The organism is Thiorhodococcus minor (assembly GCF_010820565.1).
In the GTDB taxonomy this organism is placed as follows: Bacteria; Pseudomonadota; Gammaproteobacteria; order Chromatiales; family Chromatiaceae; genus Thiorhodococcus; species Thiorhodococcus minor.
In genome coordinates, this window is record NZ_JAAIJQ010000055.1 from 1 (window position 1) to 19,081 (window position 19,081).

The following is a 19,081-nucleotide window of genomic DNA, read 5'->3' on the forward strand; positions in this document are numbered from 1 at the left end:
CCATGCGAAAGTAGGTCACCGCCAGGGCCTTATCCCAAAACCCCCGCCACTCAGTGACGGGGGTTTTTTCTTGCGCGCGAGAAAGACCATCACCCACATCCGCGCCGCCTCTCCAACAGAGCCATGACCCAGCCGCGCGCGGCGAAAAACGACTGGGGACATCAAGGGGGGCTGGTGTGCCGACAATCCCGGCAGACCTTCTGGTATTGGTCTGCCGGGGCTGAGGCGGTGGCGACTAGAGCTGAGAGATATCTCTTACCGCACCGTTAGCCGCACTGGTTGTGAGCGCTGCGTAGGCCTTCAGTGCCGACGAGACTTGGCGCTCACGGCTTTGTGGCTGCCAGCCCTGGCTTCCCTGCTCGTCCATCTGCTTGCGGCGCTTGGCAAGCGTTTCATCGGAGACGGCGAGGTGGACGCGCCGATTGGGGATATCGATCTCGATTCCGTCCCCTTCCTCGACGAGACCGATGGTGCCGCCTTGTGCGGCTTCTGGGGAGACGTGTCCGATGGATAAGCCGGATGTGCCGCCGGAGAAGCGCCCGTCGGTAATCAGGGCGCACTGCTTCCCAAGGCCCTTTGACTTGAGATAGCTGGTTGGGTAGAGCATCTCCTGCATTCCGGGCCCGCCTTTCGGGCCCTCGTAGCGGATGATGACGATGTCGCCTGGCTTGATCCGATCGGTGAGAATGGCGTTGACGGCATCCTCTTGGCTCTCGAAGATCCTAGCAGGGCCGGCAAAGGTCAGAATCTCCTTGTCGACGCCGGCGGTCTTGACGATACAGCCGTCCTCGGCAAGGTTGCCGAAAAGGACGGCTAACCCTCCGTCTTGGCTGTAGGCATGCTCGAGGTCTCGAATACAACCGGAGGCGCGATCGAGGTCCAGGGCTTCCCACTGGGCCGATTGGCTAAACGCCTCCTGGGTCGGAACACCGCCGGGCGCGGCGAGAAACCGAGCCTGCGCGCGCTGAGACTCGGAACGAGCGACATCCCAGTCCTCGAGCGCTGCTGCTAGTGACTCGCTATGCACTGTGCCAGTCTCGCTGTGGAGCAGGCCCGCGCGGTCGAGCTCGCCGAGGATCCCGATGACGCCGCCTGCGCGGTGTACATCCTCCATGTGGTACTGCTGCGTGGCGGGCGCGACCTTGCATAGATTCGGCACCTTCCTGCTGAGCCGATCGATATCTGTCATGCTGAACGGCACCTCGGCCTCGCGAGCCGCGGCAAGGAGGTGCAGGACGGTGTTGGTCGAGCCCCCCATGGCGATATCGAGGCTCATGGCATTTTCGAAGGCATCGAAGGTGGCGATGGAGCGCGGCAGCACGCTGGCGTCATCCTGCTCGTAGTAGCGTTTTGCGAGCGCGACGATGAGCCGGCCCGCCTCGAGGAACAGCTCCTTGCGAGCGGCATGCGTGGCGAGCAAGGAGCCATTGCCCGGGAGGCTCAAGCCCAGAGCTTCGGTGAGGCAGTTCATGGAGTTCGCGGTGAACATGCCGGAGCATGAGCCGCAGGTGGGGCACGCCGATCGCTCGATCTCGGCGACGCTGCTGTCCGTCTCCTGCGGATTCGCCGCGGCAACCATGGCGTCGACGAGGTCGAGATGGAGCTCCGAGCCGTTGCGCAGGACCTTGCCCGCCTCCATGGGACCACCAGAGACGAAAACGGCCGGGATGTTCAGCCGCAGTGCGGCCATGAGCATGCCGGGGGTGATCTTGTCGCAGTTTGAAATGCATACCATGGCATCCGCCGTGTGCGCATTGACCATGTATTCGACCGAGTCGGCAATGATCTCGCGGGATGGCAGCGAATAGAGCATGCCATTGTGCCCCATGGCGATCCCGTCATCGATGGCGATCGTATTGAATTCCTTAGCGACGCCTCCGGCGCCCTCGATCTCGCGCGCGACGAGCTGGCCTAGGTCCTTCAGGTGCACATGGCCAGGCACGAACTGAGTGAAGGAGTTGACGACGGCAATGATGGGCTTGTCGAAATCGCCGTCCTTCATGCCGGTGGCGCGCCAGAGTGCGCGCGCTCCTGCCATGTTGCGTCCGTGGGTACTGGTTCTTGAGCGATATTGAGGCATTGAAAGACCCTGAAGTGCCGAATGAATGGAGTGCCGAACGAATAAACTGCCGAACGAATCGGATGGCCTCAGTATAAACCTTTCGCTTCGACGGTCGGCCGGCCGCAGGGCGGCTGAGATGGGTGATCCTAGAAGGAGCTGCCAGCCACCAGCAGCCAGCTCAGAGCTTTAGATTGGAGCTGCTTTCAGGTCTTCTCCGAGTCATCACCCAGCGGGTGAGCGGCTGGCCGGCCAGAAAACCCAGAAACTGTCTGATTTTCCTCCGCTGGCGGCTGGTAGCTGACTGCTCCGCCTAGGGTGATGCGACTGTGCGGTCGATTGCAACGAGTCTCGTCATAGAAGGCGAGGGCGCGGGGGAGCTTGGGGGCGAGAAAGGGCTCTCGGCCTTGGGGCGCGGAGAGCTTTCAGCTTCCAGCCATTAGCCGTAGTCTGCGCGCCACCAGGGGACACTGCCTATCCCTGTCTCGCTTCCGGCGACAAGGCGCTGGAGGCACGGCCGGCCAGGATCACCAGCGAATTGACAGGTGCTGCTCTGTCGCTGGCGGGTGAGCTATTGATGTGGGGCGATGAGTCGCTCGAGCAGCGCCTTCTGGGCATGAAGTCGATTTTCGGCCTCGTCCCAGACGACCGACTGGGGGCCGTCGATGACGGATGCGGAGACTTCTTCGCCGCGATGGGCGGGCAGGCAGTGCATGAAGAGGGCGTCCTTGGATGCGCGGGCCATGACGGCGTCATCCACCTGGAAACTACCGAAGGCGGTCTCGCGACGCGTCTGCTCCTCTTCCTGGCCCATGCTCGCCCAAACGTCCGTGGCGACGAGATGGGCCCCAGCCGCCGCTTCCTGCGGATCGCGCACTAGGGTGCAGCGATCCCCAGCTGCTTCCATGAAGTCCGTGTCCGGCTCGTAGCCCTCGGGGCAGGCGATGCTCAGCTCGAAGTCGAATAGCTGTGCCGCTTCCATGAAAGAGTGGCACATATTATTCCCGTCACCGATCCAGGCGACTCGCTTGCCGCGGATATCGCCGCGGTGCTCGTAGAACGTCTGAAGGTCGGCAATTGTCTGGCAAGGGTGCAGTCGGTCCGTCAGACCGTTGATGACCGGGACCTCGGAGTGGGCCGCGAAGCGCTCGACCGTCTCCTGCTTGAAGGTCCGGATCATCACGGCGTCGACCATCCGCGAGATCACGCGCGCGCTATCCTCAATGGGCTCGCCTCGGCCAAGCTGGGTGTCTCGAGGCGACAGAAAGAGCGCGTGGCCACCGAGCTGGAACATGCCCGCCTCGAAAGAGACGCGCGTGCGGGTCGATGACTTCTCGAAGATCATCGCCAGGGTGCGATGCGCGAGCGGTCGGTAGTCCTCTCCGCTCTTGTGCATGCGCTTGAGCTCGATCGCGCGATCGATGAGGCTGCGGGCTTCCTCAGCGGTGAGGTCGCTGAGCTTGAGGAAATGACGGCATGAATTCGTTGGGGCGAGCATAGAGGGTGTCTCCGCGACGTCGCACTCAGGCGTCGCCCAGGAAGGCGATGACAATATCCGTGAGCTTCTGAATCAGCAGATCCGCGTCGTCTTGCTCGATGATCAGTGGCGGGAGGAGCCGGATGACGCGCTCTGCGGTGACGTTGATCAGCAGCCCGGCTTGCAGGGCTGTGCCCACGAGCTCCGCGCAGGGGCGGTCGAGCTCGATGCCGAGCATGAGTCCGCGGCCGCGGATATCGACGACGCCGACCTTGTCGCCGAGGGCGTCCTTGAAGGCGTCGAGCAAGTAGGCCCCGCGCTGCGCAGCCTTCTCCGCGAGCTTCTCGGTCGCAATCGTCTCGAGCACGGCCCGGCCGACGCGACAGGCGAGCGGGCTGCCGCCGAAGGTCGAGCCGTGCGAGCCCGCCGTCAGGACCTCCGCCGCCTCGCCCTGTGCGAGGCAGGCCCCGATCGGCACGCCGTTGCCGAGGCCCTTGGCGAGCGTCACGACATCCGGGAGGATGCCGGCGTGATTGAACGCGAACGGCGCGCCCGTGCGCCCCATGCCCGTCTGGATCTCGTCCAGGATGAGCAGCCAGCCCTCCCGGTCGCAAATCTGCCGCAGCCGAGGGAGGTAGTCCTCGGCCGGGATATTGATGCCGCCCTCGCCTTGAATGGGCTCGATCAGGATTGCGACGATGTTGGGCCGATTTGCCGCGGCAGTCTCGATCGCGTCGATGTCGTCGTAGGGGACGCGAACGAAGCCTTGAACCAGGGGCTCGAAACCGGCTTGCACCTTGCGGTTGCCAGTGGCCGAAAGCGTTGCGAGGGTGCGCCCGTGGAAGCTGTTCTCGGCAACTAGGATCGCGGGATTCTCGATCCCTTTGCGATGCGCGTGGAGGCGGGCGAGCTTGATCGCCGCCTCGTTCGCCTCCGCGCCGGAATTTGCGAAGAACACCCTGTCCATCCCCGCCTGCTCGGTGAGCATGGCGCCAAGGCGCTCTTGCTCCGCGATCTGGTAGAGATTGGACGTATGGACGAGCAGGCCGGCCTGCTCACACAAGGCGTCACGAACGGCGGGGTGCGCATGTCCCAAGCCGCAGACCGCGATCCCCGAGAGCGCGTCCAGGTAGCGCTTACCGTCGGTATCCCAGAGCCAGATGCCTTCACCGCGCGCGAAGGTCACGGGTAGACGCTTATAGGTGGCCATCAAGGGCTCGCTCATGGCGGACTGACCCCGATTGAGCTGCAAAAGGAAAATAAAAAAGGCGGTTCCTCACGCGGAAACCGCCTTTCTGTGTAAGGCGAAGTGCGGAAATATACCGCGTTACTTGCGCCGTTTACAAGTTTTTAGCATGGAATACGAAGGGTTAGGCGATTTCGGTCAATTCTCATACCATCTGCCTTGTCTTGACGCCCCCCTTCTGTGTCGCCTCGACAGTCACATCGCCCGGCGATGCTCTTGCCAACGCTCCTTGAAGGCGGACCTCAATCCGGCGCCACCTGGGCTAAGAATTTCCGGCAATCGCCTTAGGCCGCGAAGTTGGACGCGACGAACTCCCAGTTGATCTTCGCCCAGATGCTCTCGAGGTATTTCGGGCGTGCGTTGCGGTAGTCGATGTAGTAGGCGTGCTCCCAAACGTCTACCGTGAGGAGGGCCGTCTTGCCCTCGGTCATGGGTGTTCCCGCGTTCGAGGTGTTGAAGATCTCCACCGAGCCGTCGGCGTTCTTCACCAGCCAGGTCCATCCGGAGCCGAAATTGCCGGCCGCCGCGGTCTCGAATTCGGACTTGAACTGGTCGAAGGAGCCGAACTTCGCGGCGATGGCCTCCGCCAGCGCGCCGCTCGGCTCGCCGCCACCGTTGGGGCTCAGGCAGCTCCAGTAGAAGCTGTGATTCCAAACCTGCGCGGCATTGTTGAAGATGCCGCCGGACGACTTCTTGATGATGTCTTCGAGCGACATGCCCTCGAATTCTGTCCCCTTGATGCCATCGTTCAGCTTGGTGACATAGGTCTGGTGATGCTTGCCGTAATGGTACTCCAAGGTCTCCGCCGAGATGGTCGGCTCGAGGGCGTTCTTGTCATATGGTAAGGGTGGTAGCTCAAAGGCCATGGGTTCTGTCTCCCGTTGTATTGTGCTTGTCTGTAAGGAGGAGTGCTCGCCGAAGTACCTCATCACCTTGGATCGAGTAGCCAGGATGTCAACCCGTGTGCGTGAGGCCGATGGGCTAGACGAGACTCGGACCCCTGGTACCCCGGTTGCTGCGCATCTTCTGTCTCGAACGAGGGAGTGGCGTCAGTCGCGGCCTTTTGCAAGATCGCGGATCGCTGTGTGACCATGCAGTCTGGCTCCCGACCGAAGGCCTCATCCGTGTCACTCAGCCCAATCGACCTCGCCCTATTCGCCAGCCGGATGGACGCTATCTGCGAAGAGATGGGCGTCGTTCTGCGTCAGGCTGCGCTCTCCCCGAATATCAGGGACCGCTTGGACTTCTCCTGCGCCATCTTCGATCGCTCTGGGCAGCTGGCGGCCCAGGCGGCGCACATCCCGGTGCATCTTGGGAGCATGGCATTCGCGATGGCGGGTATCGTGTCGCGCGTCGACTGGGCGGACGGCGACATGCTGGTTCTGAACGACCCCTATCTCGGCGGCACCCACCTGCCCGACGTCACCCTCGTCGCCCCGCTCTTCGTCGAGGGGCAGATCACCGCATTCGTCGTCAATCGCGCGCATCACGCCGACATTGGTGCGAGCTCGCCCGGGTCCATGCCCATCTCCCGCAGCCTCTTCGATGAGGGGCTCATCATTCCGCCCAGCCATCTCTTGCGCAATGGGGCAGTCGTCGACGAGGTGCTGGAGCGCATTGTCGGCGCGACGCGAAATCCGAGCGACGCCCGCGGCGATTTCTTCGCCCAGATCAGTGCAAACCACGCAGGTGTCGCGCGATTGGGTCAGCTTGTCCGCGTCATGGGGCGAGCGGCGTTGGATCTGGCTCTCGAGGACCTGAACGCCTATGGAGAGCGCCTCGCACGGGCCGTCTTGGCCGATATCCCGGAGGGCGTCTATCGTTTCGAGGACGTCATGGACGATGATGGTCAGGGGGCGCGCGACATCCCGATTCGGCTCGCGCTACGTGCTTCGGCATCTGGTATCCACCTGGACTTCTCGGGCACGGCTTCGCAGGTGCAGGGCAATATCAACTGTCCGCTTGCCGTGACCGCCGCCGCCGTGCTCTACGTCTTCCGCTGCTTGATGCCAGCCCAGACACCGGCCTGTGCGGGCAGCTTTCGGCCGATCGCCCTGGAAGCGCCCGAAGGCTGCCTGGTCAACGCCTGTCGCCCGGCCGCCGTCGCGGCCGGCAATGTGGAGACGAGCATGCGGCTCGTCGACGTCGTCATGGGTGCCTTGGCTCAAGCCATCCCGGACGGCATGCCGGCCGCCAGCTGTGGCAGCATGAGCAATCTCGCGATGGGCTGCGCCGCCCCCGGGGCGGCTTGGGACTATTACGAGACCATCGGCGGCGGCATGGGGGCAGGCGTCCATGGCGGGGGATGGTCTGGCGTTCAGACGCATATGACCAATACCTTGAATACGCCGATCGAGGTCCTGGAGGCGCGGCTTCCGCTCCGGGTCGAGCGCTACGGGCTTCGCGACGGCTCGGGCGGCGGTGGCGCGTGCCCTGGTGGCGAGGGTCTCGTGCGCGAGCTCCGTTTTTTGGGGGCGGCCGAGGCGACCTTGCTAACCGAGCGTCGTCGCAGTCGACCCTGGGGTAGCGCCGGTGGTGAGCCGGGGGCGAGTGGCCGAAATCGCCTCAATGGGGCTGAGATCTCGGGCAAGGTCCGGGTTTCTCTGCAGCCGGGAGACCTGCTCGCCATCGAAACGCCGGGTGGCGGCGGTTGCGGGTCCAGGGCCTGAGGGTGCTAGCGGTTTGCGGGGGCTCGGTCCCGGGTGTCGAGACCGATGCGGTCCGCGGCGGGCCGCGCTCGGTCTTCTTTGGCAATAACTGGGGATTCCTGGCATGTGTGGTATCTGCGGCGAGCTGAGATTCGATGGCGCACCCGTCGACCTCGCATCGATCGAGGCGATGATGTCGCGACTCGTCCGGCGCGGTCCGGATCACGGCGGCAGCTACAGCGATGGCGCCTTGGGCTTCGGTCATCGTCGTCTGTCGATCATCGACCTGACGGTACGCTCCAACCAGCCGATGGTCGACGCGGAGCTGGGCCTGGCGGTCGTCTTCAATGGCGCCATCTACAACTACCCGGCGCTGCGTAGCGAGCTGCAGGGGCTGGGCTACAGGTTCTTTTCCGAGGGGGATACCGAAGTCGTCCTCAAGGCCTGGCATGCCTGGGGCACCCAGTGCGCGGAGCGACTGCACGGCATGTTCGCATTCGCGGTCTGGGATGCGAATCAGGGGTCGCTCTTCATCGCGCGCGACCGCTTCGGGATCAAGCCGCTCTACTGGAGCGAGCAGGGGGCGCTTCTGCGGTTCGCCTCCAACCCTCAGGCGCTGCTCGCCGCCGGCGGCGTGGATACCGCCATCGATCCGGTCGCCCTGCATCATCTCTTCACCCTGCACGCCGTGGTCCCTGCGCCGCGGACCATCTTGCGCGGCGTCCGCAAGCTGTCGCCAGGGCATTGGATGCTGATCGAGGCATCTGGCCGCCGCACGGAGGAGGCCTATTGGGCCCTGGCGGCGCGGCGCCCGCACGCGGCAGGGTCCGAGGAGGAATGGCTGGAGGAGATCCACGCGGCGTTGCGTCACGCGGTCAAGATTCGCAGCGAGGTCGCGGACGTTCCGGTAGGCGTGCTGCTCTCGGGCGGGCTGGATTCGAGCCTGCTCGTCGCCCTGCTGGCGGAGGTTGGGGTCGCGGATCTCAGAACCTTCTCGGTCGGCTTCGAGGATACGCCCGAGGAGGCGGGCAGCGAGTTCGAGTATTCCGACTTGGTGGTCGAGCGCTATGGCACGCAGCACCGCAAGCTCTTGGTGCCCAACGACCAGGTGCTGAGCCGTTTGCCCGAGGCCATCGACGCCATGGCGGAGCCCATGTTCGGCCAGGACGCGGTCGCCTTCTATTTGCTCTCGGAGCTGGTCTCACGCGAGATCAAGGTGGTCCAGTCCGGGCAGGGGGCCGACGAGGTCTTTGGGGGATACTTCTGGTATCCGCGGATGCAGGCGGAGACCCAGGGCTCGCGTCTCGAGCGCTTCCGCAAGCACTACTTCGACCGCGACCATGACGAATACCTGCGCATGGTCGCGGACGACTATGGTCGGGACGATTTCACGGGGGAGCTGATCGCCGGGCGGCTCGATGACGCAGATGCCGATTCCTTCATGGATGCGGTGCTCGCCCTGGATGCGACCACGCTCATCGTGGACGATCCGGTGAAGCGCGTAGACAACATGACCATGGCCTGGGGCCTCGAGGCGCGAGTGCCCTTCCTCGATCACCAGCTCGTCGAGCTGGCGGCGGCTTGCCCCCCTGAGCTCAAGCTGCGCGATGGTGGAAAATATCCACTCAAGATTCTGGCGCGTGGCCTGCTGCCGGACGTCGTGATCGATCGGCCTAAGGGTTATTTCCCCATGCCGGCGCTCAAGTACGTCCGCGGTCCCTTCCTCGAGATGATGTGCGATGCCGTGAGCTCACGCGCCAGTCGCGAGCGGGGGCTCTACCGTCAGCCCTACCTCGACGCGCTTCTTGCCGCGCCCGACATGCATCACACGCGCATTCAAGGCAACAAGCTGTGGCATCTCGCGCTATTGGAAATCTGGCTGCAGCGTCATGTCGATAAGCCCGCTGCCTGATGATCGGCTCGTTGACATCCGTCGAGGCCCAGCTTGCTTGAAAAGCGCCCTGGCGGCCCGACTCTCGCCCTCACAAGTTCGATAGTCAGACGAGGTGAGTAGTGGACGTCTTAAAGCGGATCGGAGAGCAGGTGAAGGGCAACCCAGTCGTCATCTACATGAAGGGAACGCCGCAGTTCCCCCAATGCGGCTTCTCGATGCGGGCCGCGGCGGCACTGCAGGAATGCGCAGTGCCATTTGCCTACGTCAACGTCCTCCAGGATCCCGAGGTCTTCGAGAATCTGCCCCGGTATGCGGAGTGGCCGACCTTCCCGCAAATCTACATCGATGGCGAGCTCGTCGGTGGCTGCGACATCACGCTCGAGCTTCATGCGAGCGGCGAGCTCAAGACCATGATGGAGCAGGCGGTCGCCAAATCCGAGGCGGCTGGAAGCTAGTACGATCCGCTCTGCCGGACTCGGCCGGCAAGGGCGGCCCCTAGGCGTCCGGGCCGGAAAGCCCCGCCATCAGGTTTGCGCCTTTCTCCCAGGGATGATCCGGCGTCAGCTCACTCCAGCGGTTGACGATCGTGCAGAATAGCTTGGCCGTCTGCTCGGCGTCGTAGATCGCGGAATGTGCCTCATCATTCTGCCATTGCAGCCCCGCCGCTCTCGCCGCCCGCGCGAGGACGGTTTGGCCGAACATGAGGCCGGCGAGCGTGACGGTGTCGAAGACGCTGAATGCATGGAAGGGATTGCGCTTGTAGCCCGTGCGCTCCACTGCCGCCTTGACAAAGCCGAGGTCGAAATGCGCATTGTGGCCGACCAGGATCGCACGGTTGCAGTCATGCGTCTTCACCGCCTTGCGAATCGGCGTCAGGATCTTGGCCAGCGCGTCCTGCTCGGAGACCGCATCCCGGAAGGGATGTGCCGGATCGATACCATTGAAGGCGAGTGCCTTCGGGTCGATCTCCGAGCCGACGAAGGGCAAGACATGGCATGCCAATGTGGCGCCAGGCTCTAGTCGCCCATCAGGCTGCATCTTGATGATGACGGCCGCGATCTCCAACAGCGCATGGCGCTGCGCGTCGAACCCAGCGGTCTCGACATCGATCACAACGGGCAAGAAGCCACGAAAGCGTTGTGCGATACCGCCGAAAGTCTGTCTTTCCTCATTCATCGCGACAGCATAAATTGGCCGGCCTGGTTTTCCAAACGTCGTGCTGCGCGGCTCTGGGGCCGGGCATGCTCGGTTTCCTTCCTCCCGCCTTCCGGGTGTCAGACTCCAGTGTGCTAGCCTGCCCTGAAAGAAGACGGTCTCGCGACGGAGTGACGGGCGCCGAGCTGGCCTGCTCTCGGGACGCACGAGTCGCATGGAGGTTGGTGTCTTGACTGCCGTTGCCCGTTCTCATCTCCTTTGGCTTGTCCTGCTGCTTGGCGTCTCCCCTCAGGCGACTGCGGCTCGCGTCGCGGCGATGGGGGCCGACCATGGCCTTCTGTTCGAGGTCAGGTCGGACAGCTCGGATACGCCGAGCTACCTCTTCGGCACCATTCACAGCGAAGACCCGCGCGTCACTGAGCTGCCACCCCAGGTCGAAGGCGCCTTCGACGCCTGCCCCGGTTTTGCGCTCGAGGTTGTCCCCGATGCGTCGGCGATCATCAAGGCAATGATGACCATGACCTACACGGACGGTCGCCAGCTTCGTGATGTCTTGTCGCTCGATCTCTACGCCGAGGTGAAGAAGGCCCTGGCGGAGCTGGGCATGGGGGAGGAGGCATTCAAGGACTTCAAGCCCTGGGCCGTCATGACCCAACTGAGCACTCCGCCTGGTAAGACCGGCAATTTTCTCGACATGAGACTCTATCGCGGGGCCGTCGCCGAGCATAAACGGATCGCGGGACTGGAGACCATGGAAGAGCAGCTGGCCATCTTCGATCGTCTGGAAGAGGCCGACCAGATTGCCTTGCTCGAAGAGACGCTGGAGGCTCGAGGTGAGCTGCCGAAGATGTTCGAGCAGTTGACGCTTGCCTATCTCCAACGTGATCTCGCCCGGCTGCAATGGCTGAGCGATGCCTACTTGGAGGAGAGCGAGCCGCGTCTGGCCGAGCTGTTTCGTACCAGGGTGGTCGATGCCCGCAATCTTAGGATGGCTAGTCGCATGGCCTCGCTCCTGGACGAGGGCGGGTGGTTCATTGCTATCGGCGCCCTCCATCTGACCGGCGATACCGGTGTGGTGGGATTGCTCCGCGACATGGGGTATTCCGTCGACCGGCTCTACTGAGAGATCGGTTGAGGGCTCGAGCTCCGGCTGATCTTTCGCACGCGCTTGCAGCATTCGGCCTGAGTCGGCCCTGTGTTAGGATTCGGACTCTTCGTGTGTGGAGATCGAGCAAGAATGATGGCTGTGGAGAACCGCTCGCATCGGCTTGCCCGCTGGGCAGCGCTGGCCGCAACCTCGCTCTTGCTTGGCTGCGCGAGTCATCCTGATCGGGTCGTCGATGAGCGCGATCCGCTCGAGCCTTTCAACCGGGCGGTATTTCGGTTCAATACGGACTTCGACAAGGCGTTCCTGCGTCCGGTGGCGGTTGGCTATCGGAAGGTGACGCCAGAGCAGGTCGACCGCGGTGTCACGAATTTCTTCAATAACCTCGCCGACGTCACTTCGATCGCGAACAACGTCTTGCAGTTCAAGATGTCCAGGGCTGGCAGCGATGTCGGGCGCGTCTTCATCAATACGACCGTGGGGCTGCTCGGCTTCGTCGATGTCGCGACCAATGTGGGATTGCCGAGCTACAAGGAAGATTTTGACCAAACCCTCGGTTATTGGGGGCTCGAGCCGGGCGCCTACCTGGTTCTCCCCATTCTGGGGCCGAGCACCATGCGCGGCACCATAGGGTTTGCTGGTGATGTCGTGACCGATCCCCTCTTCAATCTCCGGGATGACAAGATCCATTGGGGGCTGGTTGGTCTGCGCGTCGTCGACCGGCGCGCCGATCTGTTGACCGCGGGCGACATTCTGGAGGACGCGGCCATCGATCCATACAGCTTCCTGCGTGACGCTTACCTGCAGCGGCGTTTGAATCTCGTCTACGACGGCAATCCGCCAGCGCAACAGGGTCAAGACGACTTCTGGGACGAGGTCGACTTCGGGACACCCGCTCCGGCCAGCAACTAGCAGGCATTCAGCCCGCTGCACGCACGCCTTGGTCCTGTGAGCTGAGGCGCCTCGAATCCATCCAGGCGCGCAATCCCCTCGTCTGCGCGTCTCGGGCTCAGTCTCGGACGCGCCAGTCCAGGGGCTCCCCAGCGCCGAGTGGAACGACGCGATCGGCCCCGAATGGGTAGTCTGCGGGGACCTCCCAGGTCTCACGCCGGAGACGGAGCTTGTCCAGGTTGCGCGGCATTCCGTAGAAGTCTGCTCCATGATGGCTGGCAAAGGCCTCGAGTCGATCGAGTGCCCCCGCTTCCTCGAACGCCTTGGCATAGAGCTCCATTGCGGCATGTGCACTGAAGGCGCCGGCACAGCCGCAGGCGTTTTCCTTCGCCTGAGCTGGGTGCGGGGCGCTATCTGTTCCCAGGAAGAAGCGCGGATGCCCGCTGGTGGCCGCATCCAAGAGCGCCTGTCGATGGCGCTCACGTTTGAGAACGGGCAGACAATAGAAGTGTGGACGGATGCCACCGGCAAGAATCGCGTTGCGGTTGTACAGCAAGTGATGGGGCGTGATGGTGGCGGCGAGGGTGCTTGGTCCAGCCCGCACGAAGTCGACGGCCTCTGCCGTGGTGACATGCTCGAAGACGATGCGGAGCTCGGGAAAATCAGCAACCATGGCTTGCAGGTGCGACTCGATGAAGCGCAGCTCCCGGTCGAAGATGTCGACATCCGGGTCGGTGACTTCTCCATGCACGAGCAAGGGCAGGTGCTCGCGCTGCATGGCCTCGAGCATCGGAGTGATCCGGGCAAGATCGGTCACCCCATTCTCCGAGTTGGTGGTTGCGCCAGCCGGATAGAGCTTGCAGGCGGCGACCGCGCCGCTCGCCTTGGCCTTTGCGATCTCGTCCGGTGTCGTCTTGTCGGTCAGATAGAGCGTCATCAGCGGCCGAAACCGGCTCCCTTCCGGAAGCGCTGCCAAGATGCGGTCGCGGTAGGCCAGCGCCTGGTCCGTCGTGACGAGCGGGGGCTTTAGATTCGGCATGATGATGGCCCGCCCGAATTGTCGCGCGCTCAGCCGGGCGACATCCGCCATGGCCTCCCCATCCCGCAGGTGCAGGTGCCAGTCGTCTGGGCGCGTGATCTCTAGGTTTTGGATGGTTGGCATGGTCTTGTCCGCTGTTGATTCGCAGGCCGGAGCGCGGGGATTCAGTCGGGCCCGCGTCTTGGGCCTCGTCTTTGTCTATTATGCCAATCTTGACTGGGCCTTGCGGGGAGTGCTTCGGCGAGCGGCGATTGCCAAGGAGGCCGGTGCCGGCGATCTTGGCCGACGTTTCTCTTGGTAACGCCCTGAGAGGCGGGCGATCTCGTCTAGATCGTCGTGAGGGGAGCTTGGCGTGCGGAGCAGATGGCTCGAGGGCACATCCCTGTGCGGCCGAGCTTGAATCAGCTGGAATCCTTCTGGCTGCTGGAGCGGCTCGACGGCTCGCTCTTGGCCCCTTTGCGGGAGGCCGACTTCCGGCAGTGCCCGGATACCTTGACGCCGTCCTTGCGCGTGTAGCCATTGACCCAGTGGCACTGGGCCTTGGAGTCGCAGGGGCTATTGTCGAGACCCTTGCAGGATGACTCCGCGGTTGCCGGCTGAGTGGCGATGGCTGCCATCAGCAATGCCGATGCGAGTGCCATCACCGACTGTTTCATTGAGATGCGGATCTTCATAGGCTTCCCCCTCTCTGTCGCTGTGCGTCTGTGCTCTGATCGCCCGCCGGCGTCGGCGAGCCAGAAGAAGCTAATCATGAATGTACACGAAAGGCAAACGTCCGCCCGTGGATTGGCCGTCCTGGTGGAATGGCGAGCGAGAAGGTCGCCATCCTGCGGCCGGCCCGCGGCGGGGCTCCAATCGGACTAGGGGCCTGCGGCGAGACGCAGATACTTCTGGTGGAGCTTCTCGACTTGTGGCGCTAGCGCGGAGGGTGGGCCGCTGTTGTCGATGATATCGTCCGCGCCCGCCAGCCTCTGCTGGCGCGAGACCTGACTCTCGATGATGCGCGCGGTCTGAGTGCGTGAGAGTCCGCTGCGACGACGCACGCGCTCGATCTGCTCCTCCTCGGGGACATCGACGACCAAGACCCGATTGGCAAGCGCTTGTTGTCCGGTCTCGAACAGGAGCGGAATCACCAAGACCGCGTAGGGCGCCTCGATCGCGGCGAGGCGCTCGAGCATGCGTGTGCGGATCGCGGGGTGCAAGATGCGCTCGAGTCGCCTTCGGGCATCCGCATCTTGGAAGACCTTCTCCCTCAGATAGGCGCGGTCGAGTGCACCACTGGGTAAGGATGCCTCCTTGCCGAAGGTCTCGAAAATCTTCGAGAGGGTCGGGGTGCCCGGGGCGGTCAGCTCGCGAGAGAGCAGGTCGGTATCTATGATCCCGGCTCCAAGCCTGCCGAGCAGGTCGGATACCGCGGTCTTGCCGCTCCCGATACCACCGGTCAAGGCAACGACAAACATGGGCGCGATCAGATCAGCCCGGTTGCACGCAGATAGGCGTCGTTGATCTCATTCCCCCAAAGCAAGCTGATCCAGCCTGCCGCGGCGAGATAGGGGCCGAATGGCAGCGGCTTCCCTTGCTCGTGTCGGCCGCTGAGGATGAGGGCGACGCCGATCAGGGCGCCGGTCAGTGCCGACAAGAGGATGATCTGCGGAAGCGCTTGCCAGCCCAGCCAGGCGCCGAATAGGCCAAGTAGCTTGAAATCTCCATAGCCCATGCCTTCCTTGCCTGTGGCGAGCCGGAATAGATGGAAGACGAGCCAAAGACTAAGGTATCCGGCAGCCGCCCCGACAATGGATGCGTGCGTGTCCGCGAAGAGACCGAAGAGACTCAGGACGAGCCCAAGCCAGAGCATCGGCAGGGTGATGCTGTCTGGGAGGAATTGGGTGTCGTAGTCGATGACCGCGAGCGCGATGAGCGCCCAGGTGAGCAGCAGTGCCGCGGGCATCTGCCAGGTGAGCCCGAGCTGCATGACGACGATGAGGCTCAAGAGCCCGGTCGCGGTCTCGATGATCGGGTAGCGTGCGCCGATCGGATGCTTACAGGCGGAGCAGCGTCCGCGCAGCGCCAGATAGCTGAGTAAGGGGATGTTCTCGATGGCGCGGATGCGATGGCCGCAGCTCGGGCAGGTCGACGCCGGCTTGGACAAGGTGAGCGGCGGCTCGCTCGGGACCTCTGTATCGGCATCCTCGCCGTTCAGCTCGGCGCAATCGCGCCGCCAGCTCGCCTCCATGATACGCGGCAATCGCAGGATGACGACATTCAGAAAGCTCCCCACGATGAGCCCAAGCACGCCGATACTGGTATAGAGCAGTCCAGGGTGCTCCAGGAAGAGGGCGATCAGCTCTGGTGTCTGCATTGGGCTAGACGACCGCCGCGAGCTTGAAGATCGGCAGATACATGGCGACTACCAGACTACCGACCAAACCGCCGATGACGACCATGATCAAGGGCTCTAGGAGACTGCTGAGGCTGTCGACGGCGTTGTCGACCTGCTCTTCGTAGAAGTCCGCGACCTTGCCCAGCATGTCGTCCAGGGCGCCGGATTCTTCGCCGATGGCCGTCATCTGGATGACCATGTGCGGGAAGAGGTCGCGCTGGCGCATGGCGAGCTGCAGGGATTGGCCGGTTGCGACCTCTTCGCGCATCTTGAGTACGGCGTCCTGATAGACGATGTTGCCCGTGGCGCCGGAGACCGATTGCAGTGCTTCAACCAGGGGGACGCCAGCGGCGAACATGGTCGAGAGGGTGCGTGCGAAGCGGGCCAGGGCGGCCTTGTTCAGAATGCCGCCGATGACGGGGATCTTGAGCGAGGCGCGGTCGATGACCTGGCGCAGCTTTCTGGATCGCTTGTAGATGTAGGTGAAGCCGTAGACGGTTCCGGCGATCCCCAGCAGCATGGCCCACCACCATTCCCGCACGATGTCGGAGAGTCCGATCACCATGAGCGTGAAGGCAGGCAGGTCCGCGCCAAAGCTCTGGAAGAGGTCCTTGAACTGGGGGATGACGAAGAGCAGGATCACCACCGTGACGATGATGGCGACGGCAATGACTGCGGCCGGATAGAAGAGCGCCTTCTTGATCTTGCCCTTGATCGACTCTGTCTTCTCCTTGTAGGTCGCGATCTTGTCGAGCAGGACATCCAGCACGCCGGCCTGCTCGCCAGCGGCCACGAGGCTGCAGACGAGATCGTCGAAATGGACCGGATATTTGCTGAGCGCGACCGAGACCCCGGTGCCGCTCTCGATGTCCTGCTTGATCGCGAGGATCATATCCTGCATCGAGGGGTTGTCGTGGCCGCGCCCCACGATGTCGAAGGCCTGAACCAGCGGCACGCCGGCCGTCATCATGGTGGCGAGCTGGCGCGTAAAGACCGAGAGGTCCTGCCCCGTGATCTTCTTCTTGCCCGACCCGAACAAGGGCTGGGGCTTGGTCTTGACCTTGGTGGGGTTGACCCCCTGGCGCCGAAGGTCCGCGCGCACCGCGTTGATGTTGGCCGCCCGGCTTTCACCCTTGATGCGGGAGCCTTTTCGGTCCATGCCCTCCCAGGTGTAGACCTTCGCCTTTTCGGCCTTGGGCTTCGCCTTGGGTTTGGCTTTGGTAGCTGCTGCCAGTGCCATCTTGGTGACTCCGTGGTGTCTTATTCCTTCGTGACGCGATTGATCTCTTCGAGGCTGGTCGTGCCAGCCTTGACCTTACGCAGTCCAGAGGCGCGAAGATCCGCGATGCCTTCACGCTCCGCCTGCTCGGCCAGCTGCATGGAGTTCCCGCCTTCCAGGATGAGCCGAGATATTTCTTCCGTGACGGGCATGACCTGGAAGATACCCACACGACCACGGTAGCCCTTGTTGCATTGATCGCAGCCGACCGGGCCATAAATCGTCAGCCCCTCGTCGATCTCGGCGTCGCTGAAGCCTTCTTCTTTGAGTGCCTCGCGTGGCAGGTCCAATGGCTTGCGACAATGCGGGCACAGCCGACGCGCCAAGCGCTGGGCCATGATGAGCAAGACCGACGACGCGATGTTGAAGGGTGGGATGCCCATGTTGGCGAGACGCGTCAGCGTCTGCGGGGCGTCGTTGGTATGGAGTGTCGACAGCACGAGGTGGCCGGTCTGCGCCGCCTTCACGGCGATCTCCGCCGTTTCCAGGTCGCGGATCTCGCCCACCATGATGATGTCCGGGTCCTGGCGCAAGAAAGCCCGCAAGGCCGCGGCGAAGGTCAGCCCGGACTTGGGGTTCATGTTGCACTGGTTGATGCCCGCGACCTGAATCTCGACCGGGTCTTCGACCGTCGAGATGTTGATGTCGGGCTCATTCAGGATATTGAGCGCGCTGTAGAGTGACACCGTCTTGCCAGAGCCTGTCGGGCCGGTGACTAGGATCATGCCATAAGGCTTCTTGATGGCTTTGAGAAACGCCTCACGTTGCTCAAGCTCGAATCCCAGGGATTCGATGCCGACTTGAGCGGCGCTCGAGTCGAGGATTCGCAGAACGACCTTCTCGCCGTAGAGTGTCGGCAGGGTATTGACGCGGAAATCGATGTCGCGCGACTTGCTCAGCTTGAGCTTGATGCGTCCGTCCTGGGGTACGCGTCGCTCGGCGATGTTCATGCGCGACATGACCTTGAGGCGCGCGGTCAGCCGGCCGGCGAGGTTCAGCGGCGGGCTGGCGACCTCGCGCAGGATGCCGTCCTGACGGAAGCGGATCCGGAAGAATTTCTCGAAGGGCTCGAAATGGATGTCCGAGGCGCCTGAGGTGATGGCATCGACCAGGATCTTGTTGACGTAGCGTACGACGGGCGCTTCGTCGATGTTGGCGTCGAGTGCGGCTTCGGCGTCCTCGTCCGCGCCGCCCTCCACGTCGAGGTTTTCGAGGTCGGCGTCGGCGAACTCGCTCATCGCGGTCGTGTCATTCGCCTCGAGCGCGTTCTGCAGCGCCAGGTTGAGCCTTTCCTCCTCGACGAGGATGGCGTCCGTCGAGAGTCCGGTATTGAAACGGATCTCCTCCAACGCCTGGTCGTTGGTGGGGTCGGAGACGGCGAGAAACAGCCGGTTTCCGCGCTTCAGCAGCGGGAGTGCACGGTGCCTGCGGATCAGGCGCTCGTCCACCAGGCTGATCGGAAGACTCGAGAGGTCGAAGGCGCCAAGGTCGAGCAGGGGGACGCCGAACTCGTGCGAGGCTGCCAAGGCGATATGGCGGCTGTCGAGCAGCTTCTGCTTGACCAGGTGCTGCACGAAGCCATCGCCTTCCTTCATCGCCTCTTCATAGGCGGTGAGCATCTGCTGCTCGGAGAGCAGCTGATCCCTAACCAGGCGCCAAGCGAGTCCCGAGGGCTTGACTTTTACTTGATCCTTTGACATTTGGTCGCCTTTCCTGTCGAGCTGTCTCTGTTCTCTCTATCGGCCGCCACGGGCGCTCCGCCCGCTATCCTAGACGCGGAGATCGGAGCGGCAAAGACGTAACGGACAGTATGGAAAACAATCGTTTGCTCGCCAGGCTAGGGCTGCCCTTGCTGCGAGCGCGCCGTCGCGAGCGATCCACTGACCTCCCGACATGCATATCCCGTCG

At 63.3% G+C, this 19,081-nt stretch carries 16 protein-coding genes; 5 read left to right on the plus strand and 11 right to left on the minus strand.

Features of this window, described 5'->3' with window-relative positions; all coding sequences use genetic code 11:
* Nucleotides 1–235: 235 nt before the first annotated feature.
* The 4 genes from ilvD to G3446_RS17000 form a co-directional block, all read right to left on the minus strand.
* Nucleotides 236–2,080: a dihydroxy-acid dehydratase gene (gene ilvD, locus G3446_RS16985; RefSeq protein WP_164454027.1), complete on the minus strand. Its 1,845-nt coding sequence runs from the start codon at nucleotides 2,078–2,080 to the stop codon at nucleotides 236–238.
* A 550-nt stretch (nucleotides 2,081–2,630) separates the two neighbouring features.
* Nucleotides 2,631–3,557, minus strand: a complete 927-nt coding sequence (gene argF / locus G3446_RS16990; protein ID WP_164454028.1) for an ornithine carbamoyltransferase — start codon at nucleotides 3,555–3,557, stop codon at nucleotides 2,631–2,633.
* 25 nt (nucleotides 3,558–3,582) lie between these two features.
* Nucleotides 3,583–4,761: an aspartate aminotransferase family protein gene (locus G3446_RS16995; protein WP_164454029.1), complete on the minus strand. Its 1,179-nt coding sequence runs from the start codon at nucleotides 4,759–4,761 to the stop codon at nucleotides 3,583–3,585.
* A 305-nt stretch (nucleotides 4,762–5,066) separates the two neighbouring features.
* Nucleotides 5,067–5,648, minus strand: coding sequence for a superoxide dismutase (locus G3446_RS17000; RefSeq protein WP_164454030.1), 582 nt, complete (start codon nucleotides 5,646–5,648; stop codon nucleotides 5,067–5,069).
* Nucleotides 5,649–5,906: 258 nt separating this feature from the next.
* Between G3446_RS17000 and G3446_RS17005 the strand changes: the two genes are divergently transcribed.
* From G3446_RS17005 to grxD, 3 genes are all read left to right on the plus strand, one after another.
* Nucleotides 5,907–7,451 (plus strand): hydantoinase B/oxoprolinase family protein, encoded by a 1,545-nt coding sequence (locus G3446_RS17005; RefSeq protein ID WP_342450146.1) that lies wholly within the window; start codon nucleotides 5,907–5,909, stop codon nucleotides 7,449–7,451.
* A gap of 103 nt (nucleotides 7,452–7,554) precedes the next feature.
* Entirely contained in the window at nucleotides 7,555–9,342 is a 1,788-nt protein-coding gene (locus G3446_RS17010) for an N-acetylglutaminylglutamine amidotransferase (protein ID WP_164454032.1), read from the plus strand.
* 101 nt (nucleotides 9,343–9,443) lie between these two features.
* Nucleotides 9,444–9,779, plus strand: a complete 336-nt coding sequence (grxD, locus tag G3446_RS17015) for a Grx4 family monothiol glutaredoxin (protein WP_164454033.1) — start codon at nucleotides 9,444–9,446, stop codon at nucleotides 9,777–9,779.
* A gap of 40 nt (nucleotides 9,780–9,819) precedes the next feature.
* Here the strand turns inward: grxD and rnt are convergent, their stop codons facing one another.
* The gene (gene rnt / locus G3446_RS17020; protein WP_164454034.1) at nucleotides 9,820–10,500 is read right to left on the minus strand and encodes a ribonuclease T; all 681 of its coding nucleotides are present in this window, start codon (nucleotides 10,498–10,500) and stop codon (nucleotides 9,820–9,822) included.
* 208 nt (nucleotides 10,501–10,708) lie between these two features.
* On the opposite strand from rnt, the gene G3446_RS17025 reads away from it, so the two are divergent.
* The gene (locus tag G3446_RS17025; RefSeq protein WP_245232562.1) at nucleotides 10,709–11,602 is read left to right on the plus strand and encodes a TraB/GumN family protein; all 894 of its coding nucleotides are present in this window, start codon (nucleotides 10,709–10,711) and stop codon (nucleotides 11,600–11,602) included.
* 117 nt (nucleotides 11,603–11,719) lie between these two features.
* Nucleotides 11,720–12,496 (plus strand): MlaA family lipoprotein, encoded by a 777-nt coding sequence (locus G3446_RS17030; RefSeq protein WP_425338407.1) that lies wholly within the window; start codon nucleotides 11,720–11,722, stop codon nucleotides 12,494–12,496.
* 97 nt (nucleotides 12,497–12,593) lie between these two features.
* Here G3446_RS17030 and pyrC read toward each other — a convergent pair whose 3' ends face one another.
* From pyrC to pilB, 6 genes are all read right to left on the minus strand, one after another.
* A complete protein-coding gene (gene pyrC, locus G3446_RS17035; RefSeq protein ID WP_164454055.1) occupies nucleotides 12,594–13,628 on the minus strand; it encodes a dihydroorotase in 1,035 nt (344 codons plus the stop codon).
* A 287-nt stretch (nucleotides 13,629–13,915) separates the two neighbouring features.
* A complete protein-coding gene (locus G3446_RS17040; RefSeq protein ID WP_164454036.1) occupies nucleotides 13,916–14,170 on the minus strand; it encodes a hypothetical protein in 255 nt (84 codons plus the stop codon).
* A 204-nt stretch (nucleotides 14,171–14,374) separates the two neighbouring features.
* The gene (gene coaE / locus G3446_RS17045; RefSeq protein WP_164454037.1) at nucleotides 14,375–14,974 is read right to left on the minus strand and encodes a dephospho-CoA kinase; all 600 of its coding nucleotides are present in this window, start codon (nucleotides 14,972–14,974) and stop codon (nucleotides 14,375–14,377) included.
* Nucleotides 14,975–14,982: 8 nt separating this feature from the next.
* Nucleotides 14,983–15,873: a prepilin peptidase gene (locus G3446_RS17050; RefSeq protein WP_164454038.1), complete on the minus strand. Its 891-nt coding sequence runs from the start codon at nucleotides 15,871–15,873 to the stop codon at nucleotides 14,983–14,985.
* Between the two features lie 4 nt (nucleotides 15,874–15,877).
* Nucleotides 15,878–17,134 carry a type II secretion system F family protein gene (locus tag G3446_RS17055; protein WP_164454039.1) on the minus strand — a complete coding sequence of 419 codons (1,257 nt, stop codon included), beginning with the start codon at nucleotides 17,132–17,134 and terminating at the stop codon, nucleotides 15,878–15,880.
* A 20-nt stretch (nucleotides 17,135–17,154) separates the two neighbouring features.
* Complete coding sequence (gene pilB / locus G3446_RS17060; RefSeq protein ID WP_164454040.1) at nucleotides 17,155–18,873, minus strand: type IV-A pilus assembly ATPase PilB; 1,719 nt, start codon at nucleotides 18,871–18,873, stop codon at nucleotides 17,155–17,157.
* Between the last annotated feature and the right edge of the window lie 208 nt (nucleotides 18,874–19,081).

Coding starts and splice junctions, on each gene's coding strand:
- ilvD (WP_164454027.1), bottom strand. CDS start 2,080: ATGCCTCAATATCGCTCAAGAACCAGTACCCACGGACGCAACATGGCA.
- argF (WP_164454028.1), bottom strand. CDS start 3,557: ATGCTCGCCCCAACGAATTCATGCCGTCATTTCCTCAAGCTCAGCGAC.
- G3446_RS16995 (WP_164454029.1), bottom strand. CDS start 4,761: ATGAGCGAGCCCTTGATGGCCACCTATAAGCGTCTACCCGTGACCTTC.
- G3446_RS17000 (WP_164454030.1), bottom strand. CDS start 5,648: ATGGCCTTTGAGCTACCACCCTTACCATATGACAAGAACGCCCTCGAG.
- G3446_RS17010 (WP_164454032.1), top strand. CDS start 7,555: ATGTGTGGTATCTGCGGCGAGCTGAGATTCGATGGCGCACCCGTCGAC.
- rnt (WP_164454034.1), bottom strand. CDS start 10,500: ATGAATGAGGAAAGACAGACTTTCGGCGGTATCGCACAACGCTTTCGT.
- G3446_RS17030 (WP_425338407.1), top strand. CDS start 11,720: ATGGCTGTGGAGAACCGCTCGCATCGGCTTGCCCGCTGGGCAGCGCTG.
- G3446_RS17040 (WP_164454036.1), bottom strand. CDS start 14,170: ATGAAACAGTCGGTGATGGCACTCGCATCGGCATTGCTGATGGCAGCC.
- coaE (WP_164454037.1), bottom strand. CDS start 14,974: ATGTTTGTCGTTGCCTTGACCGGTGGTATCGGGAGCGGCAAGACCGCG.
- G3446_RS17050 (WP_164454038.1), bottom strand. CDS start 15,873: ATGCAGACACCAGAGCTGATCGCCCTCTTCCTGGAGCACCCTGGACTG.
- G3446_RS17055 (WP_164454039.1), bottom strand. CDS start 17,134: ATGGCACTGGCAGCAGCTACCAAAGCCAAACCCAAGGCGAAGCCCAAG.
- pilB (WP_164454040.1), bottom strand. CDS start 18,873: ATGTCAAAGGATCAAGTAAAAGTCAAGCCCTCGGGACTCGCTTGGCGC.